Origin of the sequence: Pseudomonas sp. AU11447 (assembly GCF_001672555.2) — a bacterium.
Classification (GTDB): domain Bacteria; phylum Pseudomonadota; class Gammaproteobacteria; order Pseudomonadales; family Pseudomonadaceae; genus Pseudomonas; species Pseudomonas nitroreducens.
This window is the reverse complement of record NZ_LZDG02000052.1, coordinates 12,697-39,110: the sequence shown is the minus strand read 5'-3', so window position 1 is coordinate 39,110 and position 26,414 is coordinate 12,697. Positions and strand designations below refer to the sequence as shown.

At 65.5% G+C, this 26,414-nt stretch carries 16 protein-coding genes; 9 read left to right on the top strand and 7 right to left on the bottom strand.

The features are described 5' to 3' along the window. Positions 1–219 precede the first annotated feature (219 nt). On the bottom strand, positions 220–5,082 hold the full coding sequence (locus A6723_RS20375; RefSeq protein ID WP_054909200.1) for an NAD-glutamate dehydrogenase: 4,863 nt from the start codon (positions 5,080–5,082) through the stop codon (positions 220–222). A 304-nt stretch (positions 5,083–5,386) separates the two neighbouring features. On the opposite strand from A6723_RS20375, the gene A6723_RS20370 reads away from it, so the two are divergent. The 8 genes from A6723_RS20370 (at position 5,387) to A6723_RS20335 (ending at position 14,285) form a co-directional block, all read left to right on the top strand. Further along, a complete protein-coding gene (locus A6723_RS20370) occupies positions 5,387–6,259 on the top strand; it encodes a DUF1353 domain-containing protein (RefSeq protein ID WP_054909199.1) in 873 nt (290 codons plus the stop codon). Between the two features lie 61 nt (positions 6,260–6,320). After that, complete coding sequence (locus A6723_RS20365) at positions 6,321–7,280, top strand: MoxR family ATPase (RefSeq protein WP_038803712.1); 960 nt, start codon at positions 6,321–6,323, stop codon at positions 7,278–7,280. A 1-nt stretch (position 7,281) separates the two neighbouring features. After that, complete coding sequence (locus A6723_RS20360; RefSeq protein ID WP_054909198.1) at positions 7,282–8,226, top strand: DUF58 domain-containing protein; 945 nt, start codon at positions 7,282–7,284, stop codon at positions 8,224–8,226. Then, positions 8,223–8,720, top strand: a complete 498-nt coding sequence (locus A6723_RS20355) for a DUF4381 domain-containing protein (protein ID WP_054909197.1) — start codon at positions 8,223–8,225, stop codon at positions 8,718–8,720. The genes A6723_RS20360 and A6723_RS20355 overlap by 4 nt, the downstream gene beginning before the upstream one ends. After that, a complete protein-coding gene (locus A6723_RS20350; RefSeq protein ID WP_054909196.1) occupies positions 8,713–9,747 on the top strand; it encodes a VWA domain-containing protein in 1,035 nt (344 codons plus the stop codon). The genes A6723_RS20355 and A6723_RS20350 overlap by 8 nt, the downstream gene beginning before the upstream one ends. After that, positions 9,744–11,504, top strand: a complete 1,761-nt coding sequence (locus A6723_RS20345; RefSeq protein ID WP_054909195.1) for a VWA domain-containing protein — start codon at positions 9,744–9,746, stop codon at positions 11,502–11,504. Before A6723_RS20350 ends, A6723_RS20345 begins: the two co-directional genes overlap by 4 nt. Further along, positions 11,501–13,147, top strand: coding sequence for a BatD family protein (locus A6723_RS20340; protein ID WP_054909194.1), 1,647 nt, complete (start codon positions 11,501–11,503; stop codon positions 13,145–13,147). The genes A6723_RS20345 and A6723_RS20340 overlap by 4 nt, the downstream gene beginning before the upstream one ends. A gap of 37 nt (positions 13,148–13,184) precedes the next feature. Continuing rightward, complete coding sequence (locus tag A6723_RS20335) at positions 13,185–14,285, top strand: alpha/beta hydrolase fold domain-containing protein (RefSeq protein WP_054909193.1); 1,101 nt, start codon at positions 13,185–13,187, stop codon at positions 14,283–14,285. Between the two features lie 91 nt (positions 14,286–14,376). On the opposite strand, the gene A6723_RS20330 is transcribed toward A6723_RS20335, so the two are convergent. Further along, positions 14,377–14,793, bottom strand: coding sequence for a carboxymuconolactone decarboxylase family protein (locus A6723_RS20330; protein WP_054909192.1), 417 nt, complete (start codon positions 14,791–14,793; stop codon positions 14,377–14,379). 114 nt (positions 14,794–14,907) lie between these two features. On the opposite strand from A6723_RS20330, the gene A6723_RS20325 reads away from it, so the two are divergent. Further along, positions 14,908–15,714, top strand: a complete 807-nt coding sequence (locus A6723_RS20325) for a cyclase family protein (RefSeq protein WP_054909191.1) — start codon at positions 14,908–14,910, stop codon at positions 15,712–15,714. Between the two features lie 135 nt (positions 15,715–15,849). On the opposite strand, the gene A6723_RS20320 is transcribed toward A6723_RS20325, so the two are convergent. The 5 genes from A6723_RS20320 to pepN all read right to left on the bottom strand — a co-directional run bounded on the left by A6723_RS20320 (position 15,850) and on the right by pepN (position 26,300). Then, a complete protein-coding gene (locus tag A6723_RS20320; RefSeq protein WP_054909190.1) occupies positions 15,850–18,231 on the bottom strand; it encodes an RND family transporter in 2,382 nt (793 codons plus the stop codon). A 14-nt stretch (positions 18,232–18,245) separates the two neighbouring features. Beyond that, complete coding sequence (locus tag A6723_RS20315) at positions 18,246–19,328, bottom strand: YCF48-related protein (RefSeq protein ID WP_054909189.1); 1,083 nt, start codon at positions 19,326–19,328, stop codon at positions 18,246–18,248. Positions 19,329–19,750: 422 nt separating this feature from the next. Then, on the bottom strand, positions 19,751–21,118 hold the full coding sequence (locus A6723_RS20310; protein ID WP_054909188.1) for a DUF1329 domain-containing protein: 1,368 nt from the start codon (positions 21,116–21,118) through the stop codon (positions 19,751–19,753). A 56-nt stretch (positions 21,119–21,174) separates the two neighbouring features. After that, the gene (locus A6723_RS20305; protein ID WP_054909187.1) at positions 21,175–23,142 is read right to left on the bottom strand and encodes a DUF1302 domain-containing protein; all 1,968 of its coding nucleotides are present in this window, start codon (positions 23,140–23,142) and stop codon (positions 21,175–21,177) included. Between the two features lie 485 nt (positions 23,143–23,627). Then, the gene (gene pepN / locus A6723_RS20300) at positions 23,628–26,300 is read right to left on the bottom strand and encodes an aminopeptidase N (RefSeq protein WP_054909186.1); all 2,673 of its coding nucleotides are present in this window, start codon (positions 26,298–26,300) and stop codon (positions 23,628–23,630) included. Between the last annotated feature and the right edge of the window lie 114 nt (positions 26,301–26,414).

Genomic DNA, 26,414 nt, shown 5'->3' with positions numbered 1-26,414 from the left:
CTTTGCCAAGCCCCGCAACGTAGGCGAAGGCCTCGCCACTCCGTCTGAACTGTTCGCGAGCAAGCTCGCTCCTACAATCCAGCTGAGCAGCGCTCCTGGCAGGAGCAAGCTTGCTCGCGAACATGCCCCGTCTCCGTGCAGGCTGGCCTGTCGATCACGGTAAAAAAAGCCCCGCACTTGGCGGGGCTGGAGCATCAAAAGGTCAATCAGGCTTGAGCATCACACAGGGCACACGCCCTGCTGGTTGCTCTGCGCCAGGTCGAGCAGCTCGCGGTTGGCCACGGCGTACATGGCGTAGTCCGTGCTGGTGGAAGCACGCAGCTCGACGAGCATGGCGCGCCAGCGGGCGACCATCGGGGCGTGCTGTTCCAGCCAGAGTGCCACGCGCGCGTCGATTTCCGCCGGGCCGTCCTGCATCTGCAACACGGAGACGGTGATCGCCCGTTGCTGCCAGTCCAGGTCGTCGCGGAAGGCCTCGCGGGCCAGCGCCTGCCAGTTGTTCTCCACCGGCAGGGAGCTGAGCTGCTGCAGGTACCAGGTCAGTTCCAGCTCGCTGCCCAGGGCGAAGTAGGCGCGCGCCACGTCGGCCGGGTCGCGGCCGGTGACGTCGGCTGCTTCGACGATCGGCAGCAGGGTGTAGAGGTGACTGGTGCCGGCGACCATGCGTGCCAGCAGCTCCGGCACACCGGCGTCGACATAGGCCTGGTAACGCGCCTGCCACAGCTCGCGGGTCGGTCCTTCGAGCAGTTCGTTGAGCTTCAGGCCAAGGGCGGCGATGCGCGGACCGAAATGCGCCACGTCACGGGCAGCATCCTGCTCGTTGCGGCGGCTGCGCAGGAACCAGCGCGTCGCGCGACGGCCCAGGCGCATCAGCTCGTCCATCAGGGTCAGCTGCACTTCGGCCGGCACCTGGTAGTCCAGCGCCTCGATCTGGCGGAACCAGTGCGGCAGGTGGAAGACATCGCGCACGATCACATAGGCACCTGCCACGTTCGCCGGCGTCATGCCGGTGGACTCCTTCAGGCGCTGCACGAAGGTAATGCCCATGTGGTTGATCAGGTCGTTGGCGATCTGCGTGCTGACGATCTCGCGCTTCAGGCGGTGCCTGCGCATGGCCGGGCCGAAGGTGTCGACCAGGGTCTGCGGGAAGGCCGTTTCCATGTCGCGGGTCAGGTAGTCGTCATCCGGCACCAGCGAGCCCAGCAGCTGCTCCTTCAGATCGATCTTGCTGTAGGAAATCAGCACGGACAGTTCCGCGCGAGTCAGGCCCTGGCCGGCGGCGATGCGTTCGGCGAGCCCCTCGTCGGTAGGCAGGAATTCCAGCGCGCGGTCGAGCTTGCCACGGCCTTCCAGGTCGCTCATCAGGCGCTTGTACTCGGCGATGCGCTCGCGGGCACGGCGCTCGGCCAGGGACAACGCCTGGGTCTGCTTGTAGTTGTTGCCCAGCACCAGGTCGGACACCTGGTCGGTCATTTCCGCCAGCAGCTTGTTGCGCTGCTTGCTGGTCATGTCCCCGGCGGTCACCACCTCGTTGAGCAGGATCTTGATGTTCACCTCGTGGTCGGAGCAATCCACACCACCGGCGTTGTCAATGAAGTCGGTGTTGCACGCGCCTCCATTGAGGCCGAATTCGACCCGCGCCAGTTGCGTCATGCCGAGGTTGCCGCCCTCGCCCACCACTTTCACCCGCAGGTCGCAGCCGTCCACGCGCAGGCCATCGTTGGCCTTGTCGCCGACGTCGGCATGGGTTTCATCGCTGGATTTCACGTAGGTGCCGATGCCGCCGTTCCACAGCAGGTCCACCGGCGCCTTGAGCAGCGCGTGGATCAGTTCGGTGGGGGTCAGGCGCTCGGCATCGATGTCGAAGCGCGCGCGCACTTCCGGCGTCAGGGTGATGCTCTTGGCGCTGCGCAGGAAGATGCCGCCGCCGGCGGAGATCAGCGAGGCGTCGTAGTCGGCCCAGCTGGAGCGCGGCAGGTTGAACAGCCGCTGGCGCTCGGCGAAGCTCGCCGCCGGGTCCGGATTGGGGTCAAGGAAGATGTGCATATGGTTGAAGGCCGCGACCATCTGCAGCTTGTCCGACATCAGCAAACCGTTGCCGAACACGTCGCCAGCCATGTCGCCGATGCCGATGACGGTGACGCTGTCCTTCTGCACATCGATGCCGCGTTCGCGGAAGTGGCGCTGCACCGAAACCCAGCCGCCACGGGCGGTGATGCCCATGCCCTTGTGGTCGTAGCCGGCGGAGCCGCCGGAGGCGAAGGCGTCGCCGAGCCAGAAGTTGTAGTCGGCGGAGATGCCGTTGGCGATGTCGGAGAAGGTCGCGGTGCCCTTGTCCGCCGCCACCACCAGGTAGGGATCGTCCGGGTCGTGGCGGACCACGTTGGCCGGCGGCACGACGTTGCCTTCCTTCAGGTTGTCAGTGATGTCCAGCAGGCCGGAGATGAAGATGCGGTAGCAGGCGATGGCCTCGGCCTGGATCTCATCGCGCGAACCACCCAGCGGCAGGCGGCGCGGGATGAAGCCGCCCTTGGCGCCGGTGGGCACGATCACCGCGTTCTTCACCTGCTGCGCCTTCACCAGGCCCAGCACTTCGGTGCGGTAGTCCTCCTCGCGGTCGGACCAGCGCAGGCCGCCACGGGCTACGTCGCCGAAGCGCAGGTGCACACCTTCCACGCGCGGGCAGTAGACGAAGATTTCGAACTTGGGCGTGGGGCGCGGGATTTCCGGGATGGCCTTGGGGTTGAACTTGAAGCTGAAGTAGCTCTTGTTCTGCCCGGCGGCGTCGGGCTGGTAGAAGTTGGTGCGCAGGGTCGCCTTGATCAGGTCGAGGTAGCGACGCAGGATTCGGTCCTCGTTGAGCACCTGGACGTTGTCCAAGGCCGCGAGAATCGCCTGTTCCAGCTTCTGCTGCTTGTCTTCAAGGTCCTCGGCGGTGAGCTTGCGGGCCAGGTAGAAACGGGTCTTGAACAGGCGCACCAGTTCGCGGGCGATGTCCACGTGGGCGTTCAGCGCGCTGGCGATGTAGCCCAGGTCGAAGCCCAGGCGAATCTGCTTGAGATAGCGCGCGTAGGCGCGCAGCAGGGCCACGTCGCGCCACGGCAGGCCGGCGGTCAGCACCAGACGGTTGAAGGCGTCGTTCTCCGCATCGCCGTTGACGATGTGGACGAAGGCGTCCTGCAGGGTCTCGTTGAGTTCCTGGATGTTGACGTCCAGGCCCTCGGCGTAAGTGAAGGCGAAGTCGTGGATCCAGTACTCGCGGCCGTTGGTGTGGCGCAGGCGGTAGGGGAATTCGCCGAGCACGCGCAGGCCGAGGTTCTCCAGGATCGGCAGGACGTCCGACAGCGCCAGCGGCGTGTCGGCGTGGTAGAGCTTGCAATGCAGCTGCTGCTCACCCTGGGCCAGCGGCTGGTAGAAGCTCATCACCAGCGGGCGGCTGTCGCCCAGGCTGGACAGGTGCTGCAGGTCCACCACGGCGAAGTGCGGGGCGAAGCGCTCGCGGTAGCCGGCCGGGAAGCCTTTGGGGAAGTCCTCCAGCAGGTTGTTGCCCTGCCCTTCGCCGAAGTTCTCCAGTACCAGCGCGGCGTAGTCGTCCTGCCAGGAGCGGCAGGCCTGGATGGCTTCCTGCTCCAGCTGGGCGGCATCGACGTCGATGCGCACCTTCGGGTCGACGCGCAGGATGAACTGCACGCGGGCCAGGGTGGATTCGGAGAAGAAGGTCCAGAACTCGCAGTCGCTGGCCTTCAGGCGCTCCATCAGCACCTGCTGGATCTTCATCCGCGTTTCGGTGGAATAGATGTCGCGCGGCACGTAGGCCAGGCAGTAGGCGAAACGGCCGTACGGGTCCTTGCGCAGGAACAGGCGGATCTTGTTGCGTTCCTGGATCTGCACGATGGACATGGCGGTGTTGTACAGCTCGTCCACCGGGGTCTGGAACAGGTCGTCACGGGGCAGCACTTCAAGAATCTGCGCCAGTTCCTTGCCCAGGTGCGCCTTGCTGTCGAAGCCGGAGTTCTTCAGGACGGCAGCGACCTTGCCACGGATGAACGGGATGTCGAACACGCTCTCGGCGTAGACAGCCGAGGTGTACAGGCCGAGGAAGCGGAACTCGCGGACGACCTTGCCCTTGGCATCGATCTCGCGGATCGATACGTAGTCCGGGTAGGCTGGGCGGTGCACGCGGCTGGGCTGGGAGGCCTTGGCGAAGGACAGCAGCACCGGCTCGCGCAGGTAGGCCACCGCGTAGTCCTCGATGTGCAGGTCTTCCTTGTTAAGGCCGGCGCGCAGCAGCTTGGTCAGGCCGAGGAAAGCCTTGTCGTCGTACACCAGGTGGCCGCCATCGGCCTCCTCCTGCACGGTGAATTCTTCATAGCCGAGGAAGGTGAAGTGGTTGTCCAGCAGCCATTCGAGGAAGGCACGCACTTCGGCGGTCTCTTCCGCGCGGGCCTTGACCTTGGACTTGCCCAGCCAGGCCAGCAGCTCCTCGGCCTTGCTGCGCATGGCCGGGAAGTCGGCGACCGCCAGGCGGACTTCGCCGAGCACTTCCAGCAGGGCCTTCTCCAGGGTGCGCAGTTCGCCGGTCTGGGAGACGCGGTCGATTTCCAGGTACATCAGCGATTCCTGGTGCACGTCCTTGCCGGTGCTGTTCTTGGGCAGGATCTCCAGCAACTCGCCCTTGGCATTGCGGCGCACGCTGAGCACGTTGGTCTGCAGGGTGTGGATGCTGTAGCCGCGGCGGTTCAGCTCCATGCGCACCGAGTCGACCAGGAACGGCTGGTCCGGGTGCAGTACCTGCACGGCGGTGTGGGTCGACTGCCAGCCGTGCTTTTCATAGTCGGGGTTGTACACCGCCACTTCCGGCTGGGCGGGGTTGAAGCGTTCCAACAGGCGCCAGGAAGACAAGGTGCAGCCGACCAGATCGGACAGCCTGCGCTGGGTCAATTCGTCGAGGGAGATGAAGCCGAAGAACTGCTCGGCGAACAGGGCCACTTGTGGCAGACCCTTGTCGTCAACGTGCTGCGCCAGGGCCGCTTTCAGTTGTTGCTGGAAGTCGGCTTTGCTGGCTGCGGTGAAGAACGCCATGTTGTTACTCCGCTGGGCTCGAATTATTGGATTGAGCGTAGAACGCATATCGTCTTGTGTCGGGCCACAGGTATAGCCGGGCAGTGTGACCCTCGATTGACAGCCCCGACCGGGCGGTCACCGATCCCACCGAGCTTATCGGGACTGGGCCGCCGCTGGCTTACGGGGCTGCGACATATTCGTTCAACGGCATGCAGCCACCACGCTCTGGGGAAACGACAGAATTTGCGGCACGATCGTTCCGCAACTGCCCGAGGAAATATCAAAGCGCTATCATGGCGGTCCCTCGCCTGGAACGGACGCCATGCAACGCCACCCTCCCCTGCGCCGCCCGCTGCTGCGCCATCTGGACAACCTGCTGGTCACCCTGCTGGGCGCGGCGCTGCTCGTGCTGGCCTGGCTGTTCCTCGATGAAGCCGTGCGGCCGCTGCTGATCGGCGCGGTCCCGGTCTATCTCGGCGTGCTGCTGCCGCGCATCGTTGGCCGGGACGAACGCCTGCGCCGGGTGCAGGCTGCGCGGGAACGCTCGGTGGACGAGTGGGGTTTCTGCAGCCGCGACCGCAACGGCCCGTGGATCAACTACATCGATTTCCCGCTGGTCCGCGAAGATCCGCTGTTCAGAGGCCGCTACTTCTATAGCGAATGGCTGGTGGTGCACGACGGGCGCATCGTCATCAATCCCGGCCCCGCCCATGTCGATCTGAACGCCGGCACCGTGAGCTACGACTTCGGCTGCACCCGTACCTATGCCTGGGACGGCTGCTCGCCGAAAGTGCCGTTCTTCTGGATGGCGACCCTTGGCACGCCGGACTGGTGGGAGCACCTGGAAAGCGTGCAGTGCCTGCGCCACGGCCAGCAGCAGGAGCGCGTGATGTTCTGGCCGGTGGCGCACCACGCCAGCCTGGTACATGACGCGCTCTATCAGTTCCTCAATGTCGCCCCGGTGACCAAGGCCGAGGCGGACGAGCTGTTCCACCGCATGCTGCTGGACGCCGGCATGCCGCGCCTGGTCGCCTGGGTCTACCGCTTCGCAGTGGTCCACGGCGGCGCACGCGACATGCGCCGCCAGCTCAACCCCAATACTTCCCTGCGCCTGCTGACCCCGCTGCCCGGCGGCCGGGCAACTCAGGAACCACTAGCGCCGCACAAGGCTCGAAGCGCAGCGCTGCAAGAGTGACGGCCGATGCAGTAAAGTAGGCGGCCCGACAGCCCCACCCTTCGTCCAGGAAATCCACGCGATGGAACATCGTGAGTCGCTCCTTGCACTGCGCCAGTATCTCTCCAGCCAGATCCTCGGCCAGGAAAAGCTCATCGAGCGGCTGCTCATCGCCCTGATCGCCGACGGCCACCTGCTGGTGGAAGGCGCGCCGGGCCTGGCCAAGACCAAGGCGATCAAGGACCTGGCCGAAGGCCTGGAGGCCGAGTTCCACCGCATCCAGTTCACCCCCGACCTGCTCCCGGCGGACATCACCGGCACCGAGATCTATCGGCCGGAGAACGGCAGCTTCGTGTTCCAGCAGGGGCCGATCTTCCACCACCTGGTGCTGGCCGACGAAATCAACCGCGCGCCGGCCAAGGTGCAGTCCGCGCTGCTCGAAGCCATGGCCGAGCGCCAGGTCAGCGTGGGCCGCAGCACCTACGACCTGCCACCGCTGTTCCTGGTGATGGCTACGCAGAACCCCATCGAGCAGGAAGGCACCTACCCGCTGCCCGAGGCCCAGCTCGACCGCTTCCTGATGCACGTGAAGATCGGCTATCCGGAAGCCTCCGTGGAGCGCCGCATCCTCCAGCAGGCCCGAGGCGAAGCGCTGAATGGCGAAACCAAGCCCGAGCGCCGGGTCACCCAGGAAGCCATCTTCGCCGCGCGCCATGAAATCCTTGGCCTGTACATGGCCGACGCCGTGGAGGAATACCTGGTCCAGCTGATCATGGCCACGCGCACCCCAGCCAAGTACGACGCCGAGCTGGCCGAATGGCTGTCCTACGGCGCCAGCCCGCGGGGCTCCATCGCGCTGGACCGTTGCGCGCGTGCCCACGCCTGGCTGGCCGGCCGCGACTTCGTCAGCCCCGAGGACATCCAGGCGATGCTCTTCGATGTGCTACGCCACCGCCTGATCCTCACCTTCGAGGCGGAAGCTGCCGGGATCGACCAGGACCGCGTGGTCCAGCGCATCCTCGACGTAGTCGCCGTCGCCTGACATGCACAATGTCCTGGCGCCTGGCGTCGCGATTTCCCTTGGCGAGCTGATCGAGATCCGTCACCGCCTGCACGAAGTCCAGCTGTTTTCCACGCCCTCGCGGCGCAGCCCGTTGATCGGCCTGCACCACTCGCGCCTGCGCGGCCGTGGCGTGGACTTCGACCAGGTGCGCGTGTACCAGGCCGGCGACGACGTGCGCACCATCGACTGGCGCGTCACCGCGCGCACCCAGGAGCCGCACACCAAGCTGTTCCATGAAGAGCGCGAGCGCCCGGTGTACGTCCTGGTGGAACAGAGCGCGCGGATGTTCTTCGGCTCCGGGCAGTCGTTCAAGTCCGTGCTCGCCGCCCGTGCCGCGGCCTTCGTCGGCTGGGCCGCGCTGGCACACAACGACCGCATCGGCGGGCTGGTGTTCACCGACAGCGAATGCCACGAGATCAAGCCGCGGCGCAGCAAACAGAGCCTGCTGCAGTTGTTCAACCTGATCGTGCGCGCCAACAACGCCCTGCTCGCCGGCTCCAACCTCAGCCACACTGGCGACGGTTTCGGCATGGCCCTGCGCCGCGCCCGCGAGGTGCTGCGTCCCGGCAGCCTGATCATGGTGATGTGCGACGAGCGCGCGCTCAGCGACGTGGCCGAGCAACAATTGTCCCTGCTGGCGCGGCACACCGACCTGGTGATGCTGCCGGTATCCGACCCGCTCGACCACGCCCTGCCCGCTGCCGGATTGCTGAGGTTCGCCGAGGGCCAGGCACAACTGGAACTGGACACCCATATCGACGAGCAGCGCCTGGCCTACCGCGCCCTCGGCGAGGCCCGCCGCGAGCGCTGGCAGCGCCTTGCGTTGCGCCTTGGTGTGCCGCTGCTGCCGCTGACCACCCAGGAAGAACTGGTGGAGCAGCTGCGCAACCTGCTGGAACAGCATCAGCCGGGTTATGCCAAATGAATCCCCTCGACCAACTGCAACCGCTGATCGAACCGGCGCCAGTGCCCTGGTGGCCCCCGGCACCGGGCTGGTGGCTGCTCGCCGCGCTGCTGCCGCTATTGCTCTGGCTGCTGTGGCGCAATCGCCAGCGCTGGCTGCCCAGGCGCAAGGCCAAGGTGGTCACGGAAGCCCCGCTGGACCCGCTGCGCGAAGCCGCCCTGGAAGAACTCAAGCGCCTGCCGCGCCCCTATGACCGCGCGCCGGCCGGGCCCTGGCTGCAATCGCTCAATGGCCTGCTCAAACGCCTGTCGCGCGCCCGCTGGCCGGACAGCCACAGCCATACCCTGAGCGGCCGTGCCTGGCTGGCCTTCCTCGACACCCGTTGCCCGGCCGCCGGCCTGACCCGCTGGATGATCCTGGTGGAAGGGGGCTACCGCGCCGAGTGCAAGCTGGACGACAAGGCCATCGACGGCCTTGCCGCCGCCGTGGAAACCTGGGTGCGCAAGCATGTTTGAGCTCGCCTGGCCGTGGGTATTCCTGCTCGCCCCGCTGCCCTGGGTGATGCGCTTCATCCTGCCGCCGGCCGACAATGGCGAGGCGGCGCTCAAGGTCAGCTTCCTCAAGGAACTCGAAGGGCTCGCCGGCCGCCGTGCCCGCGCGCGCTTGCCGGCCTGGCGCCAGCAGGCGCCCTTCGCCCTGCTCTGGCTCTGCCTGCTGCTGGCCGCGGCGCGCCCGCAGTGGGTCGGCGAGCCACTGCCGATCCCCGCCACCGGCCGCGACCTGCTGGTAGCGGTGGATGTCTCCGGCTCCATGGACTACGCCGACATGACCTGGGACGGCGCGGAAGTCAGCCGCCTGCACGCCGTGCAGAAACTGTTCGGTGATTTCATCGAAGGTCGCCGGGGTGACCGCGTCGGGCTGATCCTGTTCGGCACTCGCGCCTACCTGCAGGCGCCGCTGACCTTCGACCGCCACACCGTGCGCATCTGGCTGGACGAAGCGCTGATCGGCATCGCCGGCAAGGACACCGCCCTGGGCGATGCCATCGGCCTGGCGGTCAAGCGCCTGCGCCAGCGCCCGGCCGAAAGCCGCGTGCTGGTGCTGATCACCGATGGCGCCAACACCGCCGGCGAGATATCCCCGCAGACCGCCGCACGCCTGGCCGCCGAGGAGCACGTGAAGGTCTACACCATCGGCATCGGCGCCGATCCCAAGCAGGGCGGCGTCGCCGGACTGTTCGGTCTCAACCCGGGGTTGGACCTGGACGAGCCGGCGCTCAAGGCCATCGCCGAAAGCACCGGCGGCGAGTACTTCCGCGCACGCAATGGCGAAGAGTTGCAGCGTATCTCCGACAGCCTCGACCGGCTCGAGCCGGTGGAACAGAAGCCAACCCAGGCGCGCCCGGCCATTGCGCTGTACCGCTGGCCGCTGCTACTGGCACTGCTGATCAGCGCAGCGCTGGTGGTGGGCACGCTGTGGCCGCCCGAGGACTGGCGCTGGCCGGCCTGGATGGCGCGCCTGCAGAAGGAGCGCCGGCCATGAGCAACCTTTGGCCGCACCTGCTGCACCCGCTGTGGCTGATCCTGCTGCTGCCGCTCGGCTGGCTGCTGTGGAAACTCTGGCACCGTGAGCGCCGCGCCGGCCGCTGGCAGCTGCTGCTGCCCCAGGCCTTCCACCCCTGGCTGCTGGTCGGCGGCAACGGCCGTCATGAACGCCGCCCGTGGATCTACCTGGGCATCGCCTGGCTGCTGGCGGTGCTTGCCCTGCTCGGCCCGAGCTGGCAGCAGGTGGAGCAACCGACCATGGAGCGCAGCGACCCGCTGGTGGTGGTGCTGGAACTCACACCGCAGATGCTCGCCACCGACCTCAAGCCGACGCGCCTGGAACAGGCCCGGCGCAAGCTGCTCGACCTCCTGCAGGCACGCAGCGACGCGCAGACCGCCATCGTCGTCTACGCCGGCAGCGCCCACACGCTGGTGCCGCTGTCCAATGACCTGGGCACCGCACGCAACCTGCTCGACGCCCTCAAACCCTCGATCATGCCCGAGCCCGGCCAGCGCGCCGACCTTGCCGTCGCCCAGGCGCGACGCCTGCTCGACAACGGCGCCGAGGGCAACGGCCGTATCCTGCTGCTCACCAGTGCACTGGACGCCCGCGAACGCCAGGGCATTCGCCAGGCGCTCAAGGGCAAGGGCAAGGACCTGCTACTGCTCGCCGTAGGCACGCCCGGCGGCGCACCCATCGCCCAGGAAGACGGCACCTTCCTCAAGGACGACCAGGGCAACATCCTGGTGCCACGCCTGGACGAGAATGGGCTGCGCGTCTTCGCCACCGACATGGGCGGCCGCTTCCAGCGTCTGCGCGCCAGCAGCGGCGACCTGCGCTCCCTCGGCCTGCTGGATAACACCCAGGGCCTGCAGGTCAGCGAGGAAGATGCACTGCTACGCCTGCAGCGCTGGGCCGACCAGGGCTACTGGCTGCTGTTGCCACTGCTCCTGCTCGCCGCCTGTGCCGGGCGGCGCGGCTGGCTGTTCAGCCTGCCGCTGTTGCTGCCGCTGCTCTGGGCGCCGCCGCAGGACGCCAACGCCTTCGAGTTGAACGATCTCTGGTTGCGCCCCGACCAGCAGGGCCAGCGCCTGCTCGACGCCGGCAAGCCGGCCGAGGCGGCCGAGCGCTTCGCTGACTTCCGCTGGAAGGGGCTCGCCCTGTATCGAGCCGGCGATTATGTCGACGCCGCCCAGGCCTTCGCCCAGGGTGACGAGGCCGCCGACCACTACAACCGCGGCAACGCCCTGGCGAAACAGAACGAGCTGGAAGCCGCGATCGACGCCTACGACCAGGCACTTGAACGCAACCCCGACCTGGAGGCCGCCAAGCGCAACAAAGCCCTCCTCGAAGACCTCTTGCGCCAACGCAAGGACAATCCGCCCGGCGACGGCACCGACCAGCCTCCCGAAGAAAACCACGACGCCGGGCAGAGCAGCGATCCCCAGGCCGCCCAGCCTCAGGATCAGCAGCACGAGGAAGACAACGCCAGCGAGCGTGACTCGCAACCGGCACCCGCGGCGAAGAACCCATCGCAGGAAGCCGACAAACCCACTGCCAGCCAGGCCGACAAGCCCGACGGCGACGTTCGCGAAGATCAGGAAACCAACCCGGAAGATGCCGGTCCACTGGGAGACGAGCGCCGTCAGGCCCTGGAACAGTGGCTGCGGCAGATTCCCGACGATCCGTCCGAACTGTTGCGTCGCAAGTTCTGGTACCAGCAACAGCAGCAGCGCCAGGAACCCAACCCATGAAAAGGCTGATCTGCCTGACCCTGCTCTGCCTCGCCGCCTTCCGCGCCGAGGCCAGCTTCACCGCCAGCGTCGACCGTGCGCGCCTGAACCAGGGCGAGAGCGTCGAGCTGACGCTGGAGTCCGATGACCCGACGCTGTTCGGCAAGCCCGACCTGAAACCGCTGGATGAGCACTTCGTGGTCCTGGGCACCCGCCAGGTCAACCGCCTCACCACGCTCAACGGCAAGGCCCAGGCCACCACGCGCTGGATCATCACCCTGCAGCCACGCAGCGAAGGCAAGGTGGAAATCCCGCCGATCCACCTGGGCGGCAACGCCAGCGAGCCGATCAGCCTCGATGTGCTCAAGGCCGAAGACAGCGCCGAGGGACAGAAGCTCGCGCCGGTGTTCATCGACGCCAGCGTCGACCGCGAGGAAAGCTGGGTGCAGGCCCAGGTCATCCTCACCCTGCGCATCTACCACTCGGTGTCGTTGTACGACGACAGCAGCCTCAGCCCGCTGCGCATGAACGACGCCCGCGTCGAGCAACTGGGCGAGCCGCGCACCTACGAGAAGGACATCAACGGCGTTCGCCATGGCGTGATCGAAGTGCGCTACGCGATCTTCCCGCAGAAGAGCGGCACCCTGGAGATCCCCGGCCAGACCTTCAAGGCCACTCAGGTTGCCCAGCGCCGCAACGACGATGACTACAACCCGTTCGGCCCGCAGCCGGGCAAGCAGGTGCTGGTCACCTCGCCGAGCATCCCGTTGCAGATCGACCCCAAGCCCGCGGACTACCCGAAGGACGCACCCTGGCTGCCGGCACGCTCGCTCAGCCTGAGCGAGACCTGGAGCCCGCAGCCCGAGGAAGCCAAGGCCGGCGAATCGCTGACCCGCAACATCATGCTGCGCGTGGAAGGCCTGTCCGGCGCCCAGTTGCCGCCGCTGCCGGTCACCCTGCCCGAAGGCCTGCGCCATTACCCGGACCAGCCGCAGCTGGCCAACGAAAGCAGTGACCAGGGCATGATCGGCAGCCGCGAGGAACGCGAAGCGCTGATCGCCGACAAGGCCGGCCCGGTCGAGCTGCCGCCGGTGGAGGTGGTCTGGTGGAATACCCAGGAGCGCCGGGTCGAGCGCACCAGCCTGCCGGCGCGCACGCTGCAAGTCGCCGCCAATGCGCAACTGGAAGAACACACCGAGGTCCCCGCAGCCCCCAGCGAAGCAGCAGTCAGCGACACGCTGCTCTGGCCCTGGCAGCTCGCCTGCGCGCTGCTCAGCCTGACCACCCTGCTCGGTTTCGCCTTGTGGTGGCGCGCCCGCAGCCAGCCGGCGGTCATTCGCGTGGCGCAGGCCGGCCCGAGCACCCGCACCCTGCTGGATGAATTGCGCCGCGCCTGCCAGGCCAACGACTCGCATGCCACCCGCCAGGCGCTGGACGCCTGGGCCCGGCAACAACCGGAAACCCTGGCCGACATGGCAGCGCGCTTCGTGCCGTTGTCCGATGCGCTGGATGGCCTCAACGGTGCGCTCTACAGCGACAGCGAAGGCGGACGCAACTGGCAGGGCGAAGACCTCTGGCGCGCCATCCGCACCCTTCCCGGTGCCGACCCGGACGCACCGCCGGCGCCGGAGGCCAGCAGCCTGCCGCCGCTCTATCCGCGCTGACGGCTATGCTGGTGGCATCCCCGCCAGAGGTGCGTCCATGCCCGCCCACCGGCTGATTCCGGCGCTGGCCGCCGGCCTGCTGCTGATCTGTAACCTCCTGGTGGCCGGCCCGCTGCAGGCAGCCGAGGCCCTGCCACCGACCCAGCCGTTGCAGGGCCCCGGCGGTTCGAATTACGCCCATGCCGACGTGCATCAGTGGCACTTCTCGGCCGAGGGCAACGAATACTGGGTGTTCACTCCGGAGCGGCCCGCCCCCGCCAGCGCGCCTGTGGTGGTCTTCACCCACGGCTGGAGCGTCATGCAGCCGGACCTCTATCGCGCCTGGATCGAGCACATCGTCCGGCGTGGCGCCATCCTCATCTACCCGCGCTACCAGGCGACGCTGAAGACGCCAGCGGCGGAGTTCCTGCCCAACGCAGCCGACTCCGTGCGCCGCGCCATCGCCGATCTGCAGGCAGGCAAGCTGGGAGTGAAGCCGGAGCTGGAGCACGTCGCCTACGTCGGCCATTCGGCGGGTGGCCTGATCGCCAGCGGACTCGCCGCCTCCTGGCAACGGCTGGGCATACCGGAGCCGCGTGCGCTGATGGCGGTGGAGCCGGGCAAGAGCAGTGGCCCACGCTGGCGCCAGGTGCCACTGGAACCGCTGGCCAATATCCCCGCCGGCACCTTGCTGCTGGCGCTTTGCGGTGATGAGGACGAGCGCGTTGCCTGCGATGACGCTCAGCGCATCTACTCGGAAAGCACCCAGGTCGCGCCGCGCAACAAGGACCTGCTCCTGCTGCGCAGCGACCGCCACGGCAGCCCGCCCCTGCTGGCCAACCATGCGGCGCCGACTGCACCGCGCTTCGATCCGCGCTACCCACCCAGCGACTCTTCCAGCTGGTTGCTCAACCGCGTGCAGGAGCGCGTGAAGCAGCGTCTGAAACAAGGGCAACCCTCAGCCCACAACGCCCTGGCGACCGATGCGATGGACTGGTTCGGGCCGTGGAAGCTGTTCGATGCATTGTGCGATGCGGCCTTCTACGGCCAGGACCGCGATTACGCGCTGGGCGGTGGGCCGGCGCAGCTGTCCATGGGGCGCTGGAGCGATGGCACACCGGTGAAGGCGATGCAGCGGTTGTCGGCACCAGTACCCTGAGCATCCATCGCCGGCCTGGGTTCGCGAGCAAGCTCGCTCCTACAGGCACGCGCCGGTGCGCTTTTGGTAGGAGCGAGCTTCGCGAACAATCTCAACTGCCGCTGTGCTCCATCACCGCCCCCTTGAACACATCGTCCAGCGGCACCTGATAGCCAATGGCAAGGCGGTTGGTCTCGTTGGCCATGGCCACCACGGCCATCAGCTCGCCGAGCATGGCGTCGTCCATCCCGGCCTTGCGCGCCGCCGCGCCGTGGGAGCCGATGCAGTAGTTGCAGTTGTTGGTGACGCTGACGGCAACGTAGATCAACTCCTTCACCAGCGGATCGAGCTGACCCGGCCCCATCACCTCCTTGAGACTTTCCCAGGTGCGCTTGAGCGTCTGCGGGTGATTGGCCAGGGCCTTCCAGAAGTTGTTCACCCAGTCGACCCTGCGGGTCGCCATGATGTCGTCGTAGACGGCGCGGACGTCAGGGCTGGCGTCGGCGTACTCGATCAATTGAAAGGACATGATGGCTCCTTATAAGTTTTGGAATAAGAACAGCAGAATTCAGAATTGGATGATTGGACAAGCGATGGAGAAAGATAAGGCGTTCTCTCCCATCCCCGTCAAGGAATCAGACCCATGCAACGCCGCCCCGCCCTGTTCTTCGCCGTCGCCCTGCTACCGCTTCTCGTCCAGTCGGCCCAGGCCGCCCAGGCGGGCCTGTGGGACACCTACGCCAGCCTCAGGCAGCACGACTGGGTCGACCTGACCCACTCGTTCGACAGCAATACACCGCACTGGAAAGGCTTCGAGCCCATGGGCCGCACGACGCTCTACACCGTGGACAAGGACGGTTTCCAGGTGGAGCTGTACAGCCACGTTGGCCAGTGGGGCACCCACGTCGATCCGCCGGTGCACTTCCACAAGGGCCTGCGCAGCGTCGATCAACTCGACGTGAAGGAGCAGTTCCTGCCGCTGGTGGTGTTCGATATCCACGAGCAGGTGGCGAAGAACCCCGACTACGTGCTGACCCTGGCCGATGTGAAGGCCTGGGAAGCCAAGCATGGCCCGGTACCGCAAGGCTCCTTCGCGGCGCTGCGCACCGACTGGTCCCAGCGCTGGCCGGACCAGGCGAAGATGCAGAACCAGGACGCCAAGGGTGTCGCGCACTATCCGGGCTGGAGCAAGGAGGCGCTGGTGTACCTCTACGAGACGCGCAAGATCACTGCGTCCGGCCACGAGACCACGGATACCGATCCCGGCGTCGCCACCAGCAAGGACGACTATTCGCTGGAGTCGTACATCCTGGGCACCAACCACTACCAGATCGAATTGCTCGCCAACCTCGACAAGGTGCCCGAGGCCGGCGCGCTGGCGGTGGTGAGCTTCCCGAAGATCGCCCAAGGCACAGGCTTCCCGGCGCGGGTCTTCGCCATCCTGCCGTGATCCGCCCTGTCTGTAGGAGCGAGCTTGCTCGCGAACAGCCCCCTCGCGGACGTTGATTCGCAAGCAAACTCGCTCCTACGAAGAGCATAAAAAAACGCGGCCCGAGGGCCGCGTTTTTTATTGCTCGAGCGTCGATCAGTGAACCAGGATCGAAGCCTTCTTCTGACGCACCTTCTCCGGGTTGATCAGGAAGCGCGCCAGCGCCGGCAGCAGCCAGAGGGCGCCGAACATGTTCCAGAGGAGCATGAAGGTCAGCATCAGGCCCATGTCGGCCTGGAACTTGATCGCCGAGAAGATCCAGGTAGCCACGCCGATGGCCAGGCACAGGCCGGTGAACAGCACGGCTTTACCCGTGGACTTCAGCGTCTCGTAGTAGGCCTCCTGCAGGGACAGGCCCTGGCGCAGGAAGGACTCCAGGCGGGTGTAGATGTAGATGCCGTAGTCCACGCCGATACCCACGCCCAGCGCGATCACCGGCAGGGTCGCTACCTTCACGCCGATGCCCAGGGTAGCCATCAGCGCGTTGCCCAGCACCGAGGTGAGGATCAGCGGCAGCACGATGCACAGGGTCGCGGCGAAGGAGCGGAAGGTGATCAGGCACATCACCGCCACGCAGATGTACACCAGGATCAGGATGGTCAGTTCCGAGTGCTTGATCACGTCGTTGGTGGCGGCCTCGATACCGGCGTTACCGGCGGCGAGCTTGAACTTCAGGTCGTCCTTCTCGTTGGCCTTGGCGAAGTCCTGCACGACGGCCACGGCGCGATCGAGAGTCTCGGCCTTGTGGTCGTTGAGGAACACCAGCAGGGGCGCCAGCGAGCAGTTGCTGTTGAACAGGCCTTCGGCGCGGCTGATGGAGTTGTTCAGCACGTCCTGGTTGCGCGACAGCGACTCCCACTTCAGGTTGCCTTCGTTCATGCCCTTGATCATCTGCTTGGAGACGGTGACCAGGGAGATGGCCGACTGCACGCCCTGGGTGTTCTCCAGGCGCCAGGCCAGCTCATCGATGGCGGACAGGGTCTTGTGGGTGGAGCAGCCTTCGGCCTCGGACGCCACCATCACCACCAGCACGTCGGAGCTGGTCGAGTAGTTGCGGATGATGAAGTCGTTGTCCAGGTTGTAGCGCGAGTCCGGACGCAGCTCCGGCGCGCCCTGGTCAAGGTCACCGATCTTCAGGTGATGGCCCTGCCACATGCCGCCGGCGAACATCGCCAGTGCGATGACCACGGAGATCGGCGCCACGGACGGGCTGGCGAAGTTGGACAGCGCGCGCCAGAAGGGATGGTCGCGCACGGCGTCTTCCTTGCTGCGCTGCACCGCCTTCTTGCTGATGCCGATGTAGGAGATGGCGACCGGCAGCAGGATCAGGTTGGTGAACACGATCACCGCCACGCCGATGGACGCGCCGATGGCCAGTTCGCGGATCACGCCGATGTCGATCACCAGCAAGGTGATGAAGCCGACGGCGTCCGCGAGGATGGCGATCATGCCCGGCAGGAACAGTTGGCGGAAGGTGCGGCGAGCGGCCAGCAGCGGGGTTTCCGCGTCACTGGACTGCAGGGCGATACCGTTGATCTTCTGCACGCCGTGGGAAATACCGATGGCGAAGATCAGGAACGGCACCAGCATCGAATACGGGTCCAGCCCGAAGCCGATGATATGCAGCAGGCCCAACTGCCAGATCACCGCCACCAGGGTGGTGGACAGCACGGCGATGGTGGAGCGCACGCACTTGGTGAACCACAGCAGCAGCACCAGGGTGATGACGAAGCAGATGCCGAAGAAGCCGACCACCATCAGCAGGCCGTCGATCAGGTCACCGACCTTCTTGGCGAAGCCGGTGATGTGGATCTTCACGTTGGGGTTCTGCAGCTGGTACTTGTCGCGGATCTTCTCTTCCAGCTCATGGGAGAACTGGCGGTAGTCCAGCTTCATCAGCTTGCCCTGGTCCTTCGGGTCCGGGTAGACCTCCAGCAGCGGCACGTCGACGATGCTCGACTTGAAGTTGTTGGCCACCAGGCGGCCGATCTGGCCGGACTTGAGCACGTTGTTGCGCAGCAGGTCCAGAGCCTTGGCGGAACCGTCGTAGGTCTGCGGGATAACCTCGCCGCCGGCGAAGCCTTCCTCGGTCACTTCGGTCCAGCGTACGCTCGGGCTCCACAGCGACTTCATGCCGGAGCGGTCGACGCCGGGGATGTAGAAGACCTCGTCATGGATCTGCCGCAGCGTCTCCATGTATTCCTTGGTGAAGATGTCGCCGTTCACCGCTTCCACCGAGATGCGCACGGTGTTGCCGAGGTTGGCCAGGTCGTTGCGGTGCTCCAGCATGTTCTGGATGAACGGGTGCTGCAGCGGGATCATCTTCTCGAAGCTGGTGGACGGGCGCACTTGCGTGGCCGACCAGGCGAGGAAGACGGTCACCAGCAGGCACGCGATGATCACGAACGGCCGGTGGGTGAAGATGATGCGTTCCAGGAAAGTCGCCTTGTCCTGTTGATGCTTGTTCAGAGCGTTCATTGCGGCTCCCCGGCTTATTGTTGTTCTGTCAGCTCGGCGCCGGTCGCCGAAGCCAGGTGGATACCGCCCTGGCCGACCAGCACCAGGTTGCCATTGCCGGCAGCGCTCACGCCCGCGAGGGACAGGCGATCCGGACGGTTGACGACGCTGAAGCTGACGCCGTCGTCCTTGCTCTCCAGCACGCTGCCGCCGTGGCCGACGACGACGATGGTGCCGTCATCCAGCAGGCTGCCTTCGGAGAGGCCGAACTCCAGCTCGCCGCCATTGGCGGTGGGCAGGCTGACCTGCTGCCAGGTGCTGCCGAAATCGGTGGAACGGAACAGGTGGCCGCGCAGGCCGTAGGCCAGGACGGTGCCGGCCTGGGTGGTGCCGGTGGCGCCGAACAGCGAGCCCTCGTAGGGGCCCTGGAGTTTTTCCCAGGTCTGGCCCCAGTCCTTGGAGCGGAACATGCTGCCCGCCTCGCCGACCACGAACAGGCCAGAATCCTTCACCGCCGTGATGGCGTTGAGGTGGTACTGGTCTTCGTTGTCCAGGCGATCACTGACGTCTTCCCAGCTCTTGCCGCCATCGGTGGTTTCCAGCAGCGCGCCATAGGCGCCCACGGCCACACCGTGGTTCTCGTCCTGGAACCAGATGTCCAGCAGCGGCGCTTCGCGCTTGAGGTCCTCGAACTGGCGCACCCAGGTGGTGCCGCCATCGGTGGTGGCCAGGACCTGGGCGTCGTGGCCGACGGCCCAGCCCTTCTTGTCGTTGACGAAGAATACCGAGGTCAGCAGCTGGCGGGTCGGCACGGTGGCCTGGGTCCAGCTCTTGCCTGCGTCGTCGGAATAGAGGATGTGCCCGTGGTCTCCCACCGCGACCAGCCGCTTGCCGGCATGGGCGATGCTCAGCAGCAAGCTGCTGGAGGCCTTGGCGGACATGATCGAGTTGGAATCACTGGCGGCGTCCGTTGCGGCAACAGCATGCAGCGGAGCCAGGGACATCATCAGGAAGGAAAACGCGCCGAGCAGGGAAATCGACTTGCGCGACATCGGGAAGGAGCTTCGCACTCCCGATACGGGCTGCTCGCTCGAAGTGCGCCACAGGGGCTCACGCATATGCCTTTACCTCTTTTTCTTATGCAGGCGGTATGTAGTTTGGAGCTATATAGCCAGCCTTTTCCGGGGCTGACAATTAACGGCACGTTATCTTTTGTTAAGCCCCGGGCGCCTCACTCGAAAGGATGAGTGCATTTTGCCATCTCGCCCGAAAGGCGCGCGGGTGGCGGCTTCCCGCGGGTGGAGCGGTAACACTTTCAGGCCCTCACGCTTTCGCGCAGGCATAAAAAAGCCCCGCCAAGGCGGAGCTCTGTCTGTAGGAGCGAGCTTGCTCGTGAACCCGCCCATCTCCAGCGCTGGCGGTTGATGCGTTCGCGAGCAAGGACTGGAGGTCCCCCCTCGGTCCTATAAGTCCTGGCGACTTTTCCTCCGCACATGAAAAAGCCCGCCATGGGGCGGGCTCTTTCACGCACGAAGCGAACTCAGCGGGTGCCGCGGCGACGCAGTGCGGACGGGCTGAAGTAGGAGTCGTCCGGTACGGCCTGGCTGAAGTCGATGGTGGTCGGCTCTTCGTTGTCCAGGTTCTGTACGTGGTAGCGACGCGCCTGCAGGTCGTGGAAGGTATCCAGAGCAGTCCAGGTGGTGGGCAGCTCGTAGTAGTTCTTCAGGTACGCCAGCGATACGCGCCACAGTTCGCCGCGACCGTCGTACTGGTCGACTTCGGCGGCGCCCCAGCTGTCCTCGTCGAGGAACAGTACGCGCTTGGAATAGATGTGGCGTGCGCCCGGCTTCAGGGTGCCTTCCACGATCCACACGCGGTGCAGTTCATAGCGGGTGTATTTCGGGTTCAGGTGGTTGGGGGTCAGCAGATCCTTGTACTTAACCTCAGGGCTGGAAACCTTGTAGTTGTTGTACGGGATGTACATTTCCTTCTTGCCGATCAGCTTCCAGTCGTAGCGGTCCGGCGAGCCGTTGAACATGTCGGTGTCGTCGGCGGTACGCAGGCCGTCGGCGGCGGCGATCGGGGTGTCGTAGGCCAGGTTCGGCGCACGGCGCACGCGGCGCTGGCCGGCGTTGTAGCCCCAGGCCTGACGCGGCTCCTTCACCTGATCGAGGGTCTCGTGGACCAGTGCGGCACCACCGGCCAGGCGAGCCGGGCTCTTGGTGAACGACAGGTAGTAGAACAGCAGGTTGTTCAGGTCGGCGAAGCTCTTGCCCTGGATGTAGTACTTGAACAGTGCTTCCTGCTGCGAGGTCACCAGCGAGTAGTCGCCGTTGCGCTGCACAGCCACTTCGGACGCGCGACGCACGACGTAGGTGCCGCGGTAGCGAGCGATGTGGTTCCACACCGCTTCCACGCCGCTCTGCGGGATCGGGAACGGGATGCCGCCGAAGGCATCGACGAAGCCGTTGCCGCCTTCGGCCAGCTTGGCGCTGGTGGCGTTCTTCAGGGTGTTGTCATACACCCACTGCGGCGCCGAACCGCTGCGGCGGCTCGGGTACACCGGCATCTGGAAGGTGTCCGGGTAGGTGGCGAACAGCGCCAGGGTGCCCGGAGTCAGGTTGGCCTTGTACTGGTCAAGGTTGGCCTTGGTGATGGTGTACAGCGGCTTGTCGGCGGCGAACGGGTCGATGTGGTGCTGGCCCGGCTTGTAGCCGGCCGGTGCCTGGGTGATGCCACCGGTCCAGGCCGGAATGGTGCCGGCGGCGTTGCCGGCCTTTTCCGCGCCCAGCGGGGTCAGGCTCGACTGCAGCTTGGCCGCGTCCTGCGGGGAAACCGCCGCCAGGGCGCTGCCGGCGGACAGGGCCAGGGCCACTGCGGCGCCGACCAGGGTACGCATGTTGCGCATGGTGATTCTCCGTGAAGTTCACGCGCCGGCCCATGTGGGCCGACGCGAGCTTGTCGTTAGAAGGAGTACTTGACGTTGAAGCCGACGTTGTCGCGGTCGCGGCTGGCGTTGTTCTGCCCGGCGCCGTAGAACTCGGTGTACTGCAGTTCGGCTTCCAGGGCGTTCAGGTAGGTAGCCTTGACGCCCAGGGTGTAGGCCTTGCGGCCTTCGATGAAGTTGCCGGTCTGGTAGGAGTTGCCTTCGAAGTCGTCCTTGTAGACGGCGTAGGGCGAGATGTTCACGCCGGCGAAGACGTCGTTCCAGGTACCCGACAGCAGCAGGGTGTAGCCGTAGGCGTTCTTGTTCACCTGATCGTCGCGGTCGTAGCCGGAGATGTAGGCGCCGTTGCCACGGCCGGAGTAGTAACGGGTGCTGCCGTCGTAGGCGGTGTACTTCAGGTCGCTGCCGCGCAGGTGCTCGGAGGCCAGTTCCGCCACGCCCATCAGCGAGTCGAAGGACAGCGACGGGCCGAAGTTGTAGATGGTACCCAGCGAGGTGTTGAAGGCCTCGACGCGCTCGTAGTTGTGGATCTGGTCGCGAATCGAGACATCACCGCCGCCGATGTTCACGGTCTTGCCGCTGGCCAGCGCCGGGGCCTGGACCAGCAGGTCGCCGAGCAGGTCGTTGGTGGTGGCGATGCCGATCGGCAGGTTCGGGCGGTAGGCCAGCTCACCGAACACCGAGGCGTCGCCCACGGTGGTGTTGAAGCTGAAGCCGTACATGCGGATGTTTTCCACATATTCACGGCGGGCGTTGACCTGGTTGGCGACGTCCACGGAGGTCGCACCGTTGACCAGGCTCAACACCTGGCCGGCCATGGCATTGCCGCTGCCTGCGGCGCTTACCAACTGGTCGTAGGAGGTGAAGCCACCAACGCCGGCGAGCTGGTCGAGATCCACGCCAGCGTAGTCGCTGTTCAGGTCGGCGTAGATGGTCGGCTCTTTGGAGTGGTAGTTGACGAAGTAGAAGCCGAACTCGGTGGAGTTCAGTTCTTCAGCCACGTAGTGGAAGGCCACACCGAACTGACCATCGTTCTTGGCGTTGATGTCCTTGCCGACATTGGCGACCTTGAACACACCGTTGGAGTCCAGGTACTGAGTACCCTGCAGGCCGCCCACATGGGCTGCGGAAAGCTGCGGGTAGAGGCTCTGGAACAGCGGGTTGGAAAGCGCGCCCACGGTGGTGTAGGCAGTGTTGCCGCCATCGGCGAACAGGTCGGTCTCGGAGAAGAAGGTGCCGACCGGGTCGATGCGGGTCTCTTTCCAGTTCCACTGGTAGAAGGCGTCCATCGACAGGTTGTCGGTCAGGCCGATGTTGAAGCTCGCGGCCTCCACCGGCATCAGCACTTCCTTCAGCTCCGAGCCCGGCAGGCGGAACTTGGCGGCGTCCACCGGGTTGGTGGTGTTCACGCCACCGCGGTAGAAGATGCCTTCGCCCCAGTTGAATACCTGACGACCCAGGCGCGCGGTCAGCGGGTGATCGGCCACGTCCCAGTTGCCATAGACGTAGGCATCGAGGATCTCGGCGCGGTTGCCGGCGGCGTCGCGGGTCTCGCTGGTGAAGCGATCGCTGTTCGGATAGGTCTGGCTCGGTTGCGCCGGGTGGTTGTTGTCGTAGTAGTCGTTGCGCTTGTCCATGATCTGGGTGTCATAGAAAGCCGAGCCACGCACGAACAGGCCGTAGTTCTTGTAGGTCGCTTCCAGGTCGGAAGTGATCTTGTACACCTCGGAAACCAGGCCAGTGTCGAAGTTGCGGTTGCCGTCGTTGCCGTTGATGTCGTTGTTGGTCTTGTCCTGGCCTTGCACGCGCCACAGGGCGCCGTAGGACACGGTGCTGTCCAGCGAGCCGGTGACTTCGTTATCGAGGAAGCTGAACTCGACCGCCGTTGCCTGGGCAGACATCAGCAGGGGCAGGATGCCGGCCAGGGCGAAACCGGCACGAGCAGGCGCATAACGCAAGACAGGCTTGCGAACTGGGATTTCCATTAGGACTCACTCCATGGACTGATCATTCTTTAGCGGCGCCGCCAGTGCGCGGTACGCCTTGTCAGCCGTTATTCCACGGCCTTGTTGTCGTCGATCTGAAGGAAACTCCCCCAAGGTGCTCGACACGCCTCCCGACCCAATGGACGGGCAAAGGCTAAGCGGGGTCCGCCGGTGCAACCCCAATGCCAAGAGCACGTTTGTATCCCGTTCTGCTTACAAAAAATAAAGAATCAGCCCGCTACTTTTTGTGACTGGTCATTCACTGATCAAATTCACGGACCGATTGCGCCATTTGCTCCCACCCCTGGCGCAATCCGCCCCTGAAGGCGCGACGCAGACACTTCGGACATTTCTGCCCAATACCGCACAGCGATAAGAACGATATCGATTAATTTCGATAGGTAACAAAAAGGTGTTACCAACAAAAGTTGGTAACACCTTTTCGACTGCGGCATGCACCCCTGGAACGGGGCGCGGCGGGTGTATTACGCGAGGCTCTTGCTCACCACTTCGTAGACATCGCTGGACAGCTCGCCCGACGCCAGGATGCGTTCCAGCTCGGCCTTCATCAGCGCCTGGCGCTCGGGCGCGTACTTGCGCCAGCGGGTCAGCGGCGTGAGCAGGCGCGAGGCGATCTGCGGGTTGAGTGCGTTGAGGGTGATGATCTGGTCCGCGAGGAAGCGGTAGCCGGCGCCATCCGCGCGGTGGAAGTTGATCGCGTTCTGGTTGGCGAAGGCGCCGATCAGGGCGCGGATCTTGTTCGGATTCTTCAGGGTGAACGCCGGATGGCTCATCAGCGCCTGCACGCGCTCCAGCCCGCCCGGCAGGGTGCAGCCGGCCTGGACGCTGAACCACTGGTCCATCACCAGCGGGTCATCCTTGAAGTAGTCGGCGAACATCGCCAGCGCCTCGGCCTTCTCCTTCTCGAAGGAAGAATTGACCAGCACCGCCAGCGCGGTCAGGCGCTCAGTCATGTTGTCGCAATCCTTGTACTGCTCCTGGCAGGCGGCGAGCACTTCGGCCTTGCCGCTCTGGATCAGGTAGGACAGCGCGATGTTCTGCAGGCTGCGGCGGGCAATGTGCGAGGCCTCGGCAACGTAGGCGGTCTCGCGGGACTGCGTGCGGTTGGCCTGGTAACGCTCCCACAACTGTTCGTGCAGCGCCGCGCCGATCTGCTGGCGGGCGAACTCACGGGCCGCGTGGATCGCCTCGACATCAGCCACTTCGCTGATCTCGGTGAGGTAGGCCTCGCTGGGCAGCGAGAGCATCTCGGCGACCATGGCCTGGTCCAGGCCGGTGTCCAGCAGCAAGGTGCGGAAGGCGGCGATCAGACGCTGGTCGAGTACCAGCTTCTCGCCACGCTGGTGCTGGCCGATCAATTCCTGCAGGACCTGCACGGACAACTGCTGGCCGGCTTCCCAGCGATTGAAGCCGTCCTCATCAAACTGCATGAGGAACATCAGTTGGTCGCGGTCGTAGGGGAAGCTCAGCTTCACCGGCGCGGAGAAACCACGCAGCAGCGACGGCAGCGGCTTCTCGGCGAGGCCGACGAAGGTGAAGGACTGCTCCGCCTCGGTCACCTGCAGCACACGGTCGCTGCCGTGGGCGTGCTCTTCGCCCTTGAGGCGCAGCGACAGGGCGTTGCCCAGCTTGTCGATCAGGCCCATCTGCACCGGGATGACGAAGGGCAGCTTCTCGCTCTGCCCTGGCGTCGCCGGGCAGCTCTGGCGGAAGGTCAGGGTGTAGCTCTGCGCGGCGGCGTCATAGCTCTCCTCCACCGCCAGGCGCGGAGTACCGGACTGGCTGTACCAGCGCTTGAACTGGGTCAGGTCGACGCCGTTGGCGTCTTCCATGGCCTTGACGAAATCGTCGCAGGTCACGGCCTGGCCGTCGTGGCGCTCGAAGTACAGGTCGGTACCCTTGCGGAAGCCATCGGCGCCCAGCAGGGTGTGGATCATGCGCACCACTTCCGAACCCTTCTCGTAGACGGTCAGGGTGTAGAAGTTGGAAATCTCGATGAAGGAATCCGGGCGCACCGGGTGCGCCATCGGGCCGGCGTCCTCGGCGAACTGATTGGTACGGAGGAAGGCCACGTCCTCGACGCGCTTGACGGTGCGCGAGTTCATGTCAGCGGAGAACTCGCTGTCGCGGAATACGGTGAAGCCTTCCTTGAGCGACAGCTGGAACCAGTCGCGGCAGGTCACGCGGTTACCCGACCAGTTGTGGAAGTATTCGTGGGCGACCACGCCTTCGACCCGCTGGTGCGCAGCGTCAGTGGCGGTCTCGGCCTTGGCCAGCACGCAGCTGGAGTTGAAGATGTTGAGGCCCTTGTTCTCCATGGCGCCCATGTTGAAGTCGTTGACCGCGACGATCATGAAGATATCCAGGTCGTACTCGCGCCCGTAGACCTTCTCGTCCCAGCGCATGGAGTTCTTCAGGCTGTCCATGGCGTGCTGGCACTTGTCGATGTTCTCCGGCTCGACATAGATGCGCAGGGTGACTTCGCGCTCGCTCATGGTGGTGAACTGGTCTTCCACACACCAGAGATCACCGGCGACCAGGGCGAACAGGTAGGCCGGCTTCTTGAACGGGTCCTGCCAGGTCGCCCAGTGGCGACCGCCCTCTTCCGAGCCGCTGGCGACCGGGTTGCCGTTGGAGAGGAGCACCGGGTACTGGTGCTGCTCGGCCGACAGCGTGGTGGTGAAGCTGCTCATCACGTCCGGGCGGTCGAGGTAGTAGGTGATCTTGCGGAAACCTTCGGCCTCGCACTGGGTGCAGAACATCTTGCCGGACTTGTACAGGCCTTCCAGCGCGGTGTTGCTTTCCGGGTGGATGCGCACGGTGCTGTCGACGGTGAAGGTCGTCGCCGTCGGCTGCAGGGTCAGGTGGTTCTCGTCGAGCTGGTACTGGCCGGCCTCAAGGGCCTGGTCATCCAGCGCCACCGACAGCAGCTCCAGCTGCTGGCCGTCGAGCACCAGGGGCGGCAGGCCGTCGCCCGGAGCGCCGGCCGCACGATCCGGGTTGCGGCGCATCACCAGCTGGGCGTGGACCAGAGTGTGGTCCTCGTACAGCTCGAAGGTCAGGTTGGTCTCGTCGATCAGGTACTCGGGCGCCTGATAATCCTTGAGGTAGATGACTTTCGGTTGCTCGGTACGCATGGCTTTTGGCCCCTTGGCAGGCGGCCGGCGCGGTGGGCCGGCCGGAGGAATCTGGTACTGACTCTAGCGAGCTAGAGCGAAGCGGGCGAGTCGCGCACGCATCTATCCCTAGAT

Bases quoted from the DNA above. Each gene is read 5' to 3' on its own strand.
- A6723_RS20375 (WP_054909200.1), bottom strand. From the start codon at position 5,082: ATGGCGTTCTTCACCGCAGCCAGCAAAGCCGACTTCCAGCAACAACTG.
- A6723_RS20370 (WP_054909199.1), top strand. From the start codon at position 5,387: ATGCAACGCCACCCTCCCCTGCGCCGCCCGCTGCTGCGCCATCTGGAC.
- A6723_RS20365 (WP_038803712.1), top strand. From the start codon at position 6,321: ATGGAACATCGTGAGTCGCTCCTTGCACTGCGCCAGTATCTCTCCAGC.
- A6723_RS20360 (WP_054909198.1), top strand. From the start codon at position 7,282: ATGCACAATGTCCTGGCGCCTGGCGTCGCGATTTCCCTTGGCGAGCTG.
- A6723_RS20355 (WP_054909197.1), top strand. From the start codon at position 8,223: ATGAATCCCCTCGACCAACTGCAACCGCTGATCGAACCGGCGCCAGTG.
- A6723_RS20350 (WP_054909196.1), top strand. From the start codon at position 8,713: ATGTTTGAGCTCGCCTGGCCGTGGGTATTCCTGCTCGCCCCGCTGCCC.
- A6723_RS20345 (WP_054909195.1), top strand. From the start codon at position 9,744: ATGAGCAACCTTTGGCCGCACCTGCTGCACCCGCTGTGGCTGATCCTG.
- A6723_RS20340 (WP_054909194.1), top strand. From the start codon at position 11,501: ATGAAAAGGCTGATCTGCCTGACCCTGCTCTGCCTCGCCGCCTTCCGC.
- A6723_RS20335 (WP_054909193.1), top strand. From the start codon at position 13,185: ATGCCCGCCCACCGGCTGATTCCGGCGCTGGCCGCCGGCCTGCTGCTG.
- A6723_RS20330 (WP_054909192.1), bottom strand. From the start codon at position 14,793: ATGTCCTTTCAATTGATCGAGTACGCCGACGCCAGCCCTGACGTCCGC.
- A6723_RS20325 (WP_054909191.1), top strand. From the start codon at position 14,908: ATGCAACGCCGCCCCGCCCTGTTCTTCGCCGTCGCCCTGCTACCGCTT.
- A6723_RS20320 (WP_054909190.1), bottom strand. From the start codon at position 18,231: ATGAACGCTCTGAACAAGCATCAACAGGACAAGGCGACTTTCCTGGAA.
- A6723_RS20315 (WP_054909189.1), bottom strand. From the start codon at position 19,328: ATGCGTGAGCCCCTGTGGCGCACTTCGAGCGAGCAGCCCGTATCGGGA.
- A6723_RS20310 (WP_054909188.1), bottom strand. From the start codon at position 21,118: ATGCGCAACATGCGTACCCTGGTCGGCGCCGCAGTGGCCCTGGCCCTG.
- A6723_RS20305 (WP_054909187.1), bottom strand. From the start codon at position 23,142: ATGGAAATCCCAGTTCGCAAGCCTGTCTTGCGTTATGCGCCTGCTCGT.
- pepN (WP_054909186.1), bottom strand. From the start codon at position 26,300: ATGCGTACCGAGCAACCGAAAGTCATCTACCTCAAGGATTATCAGGCG.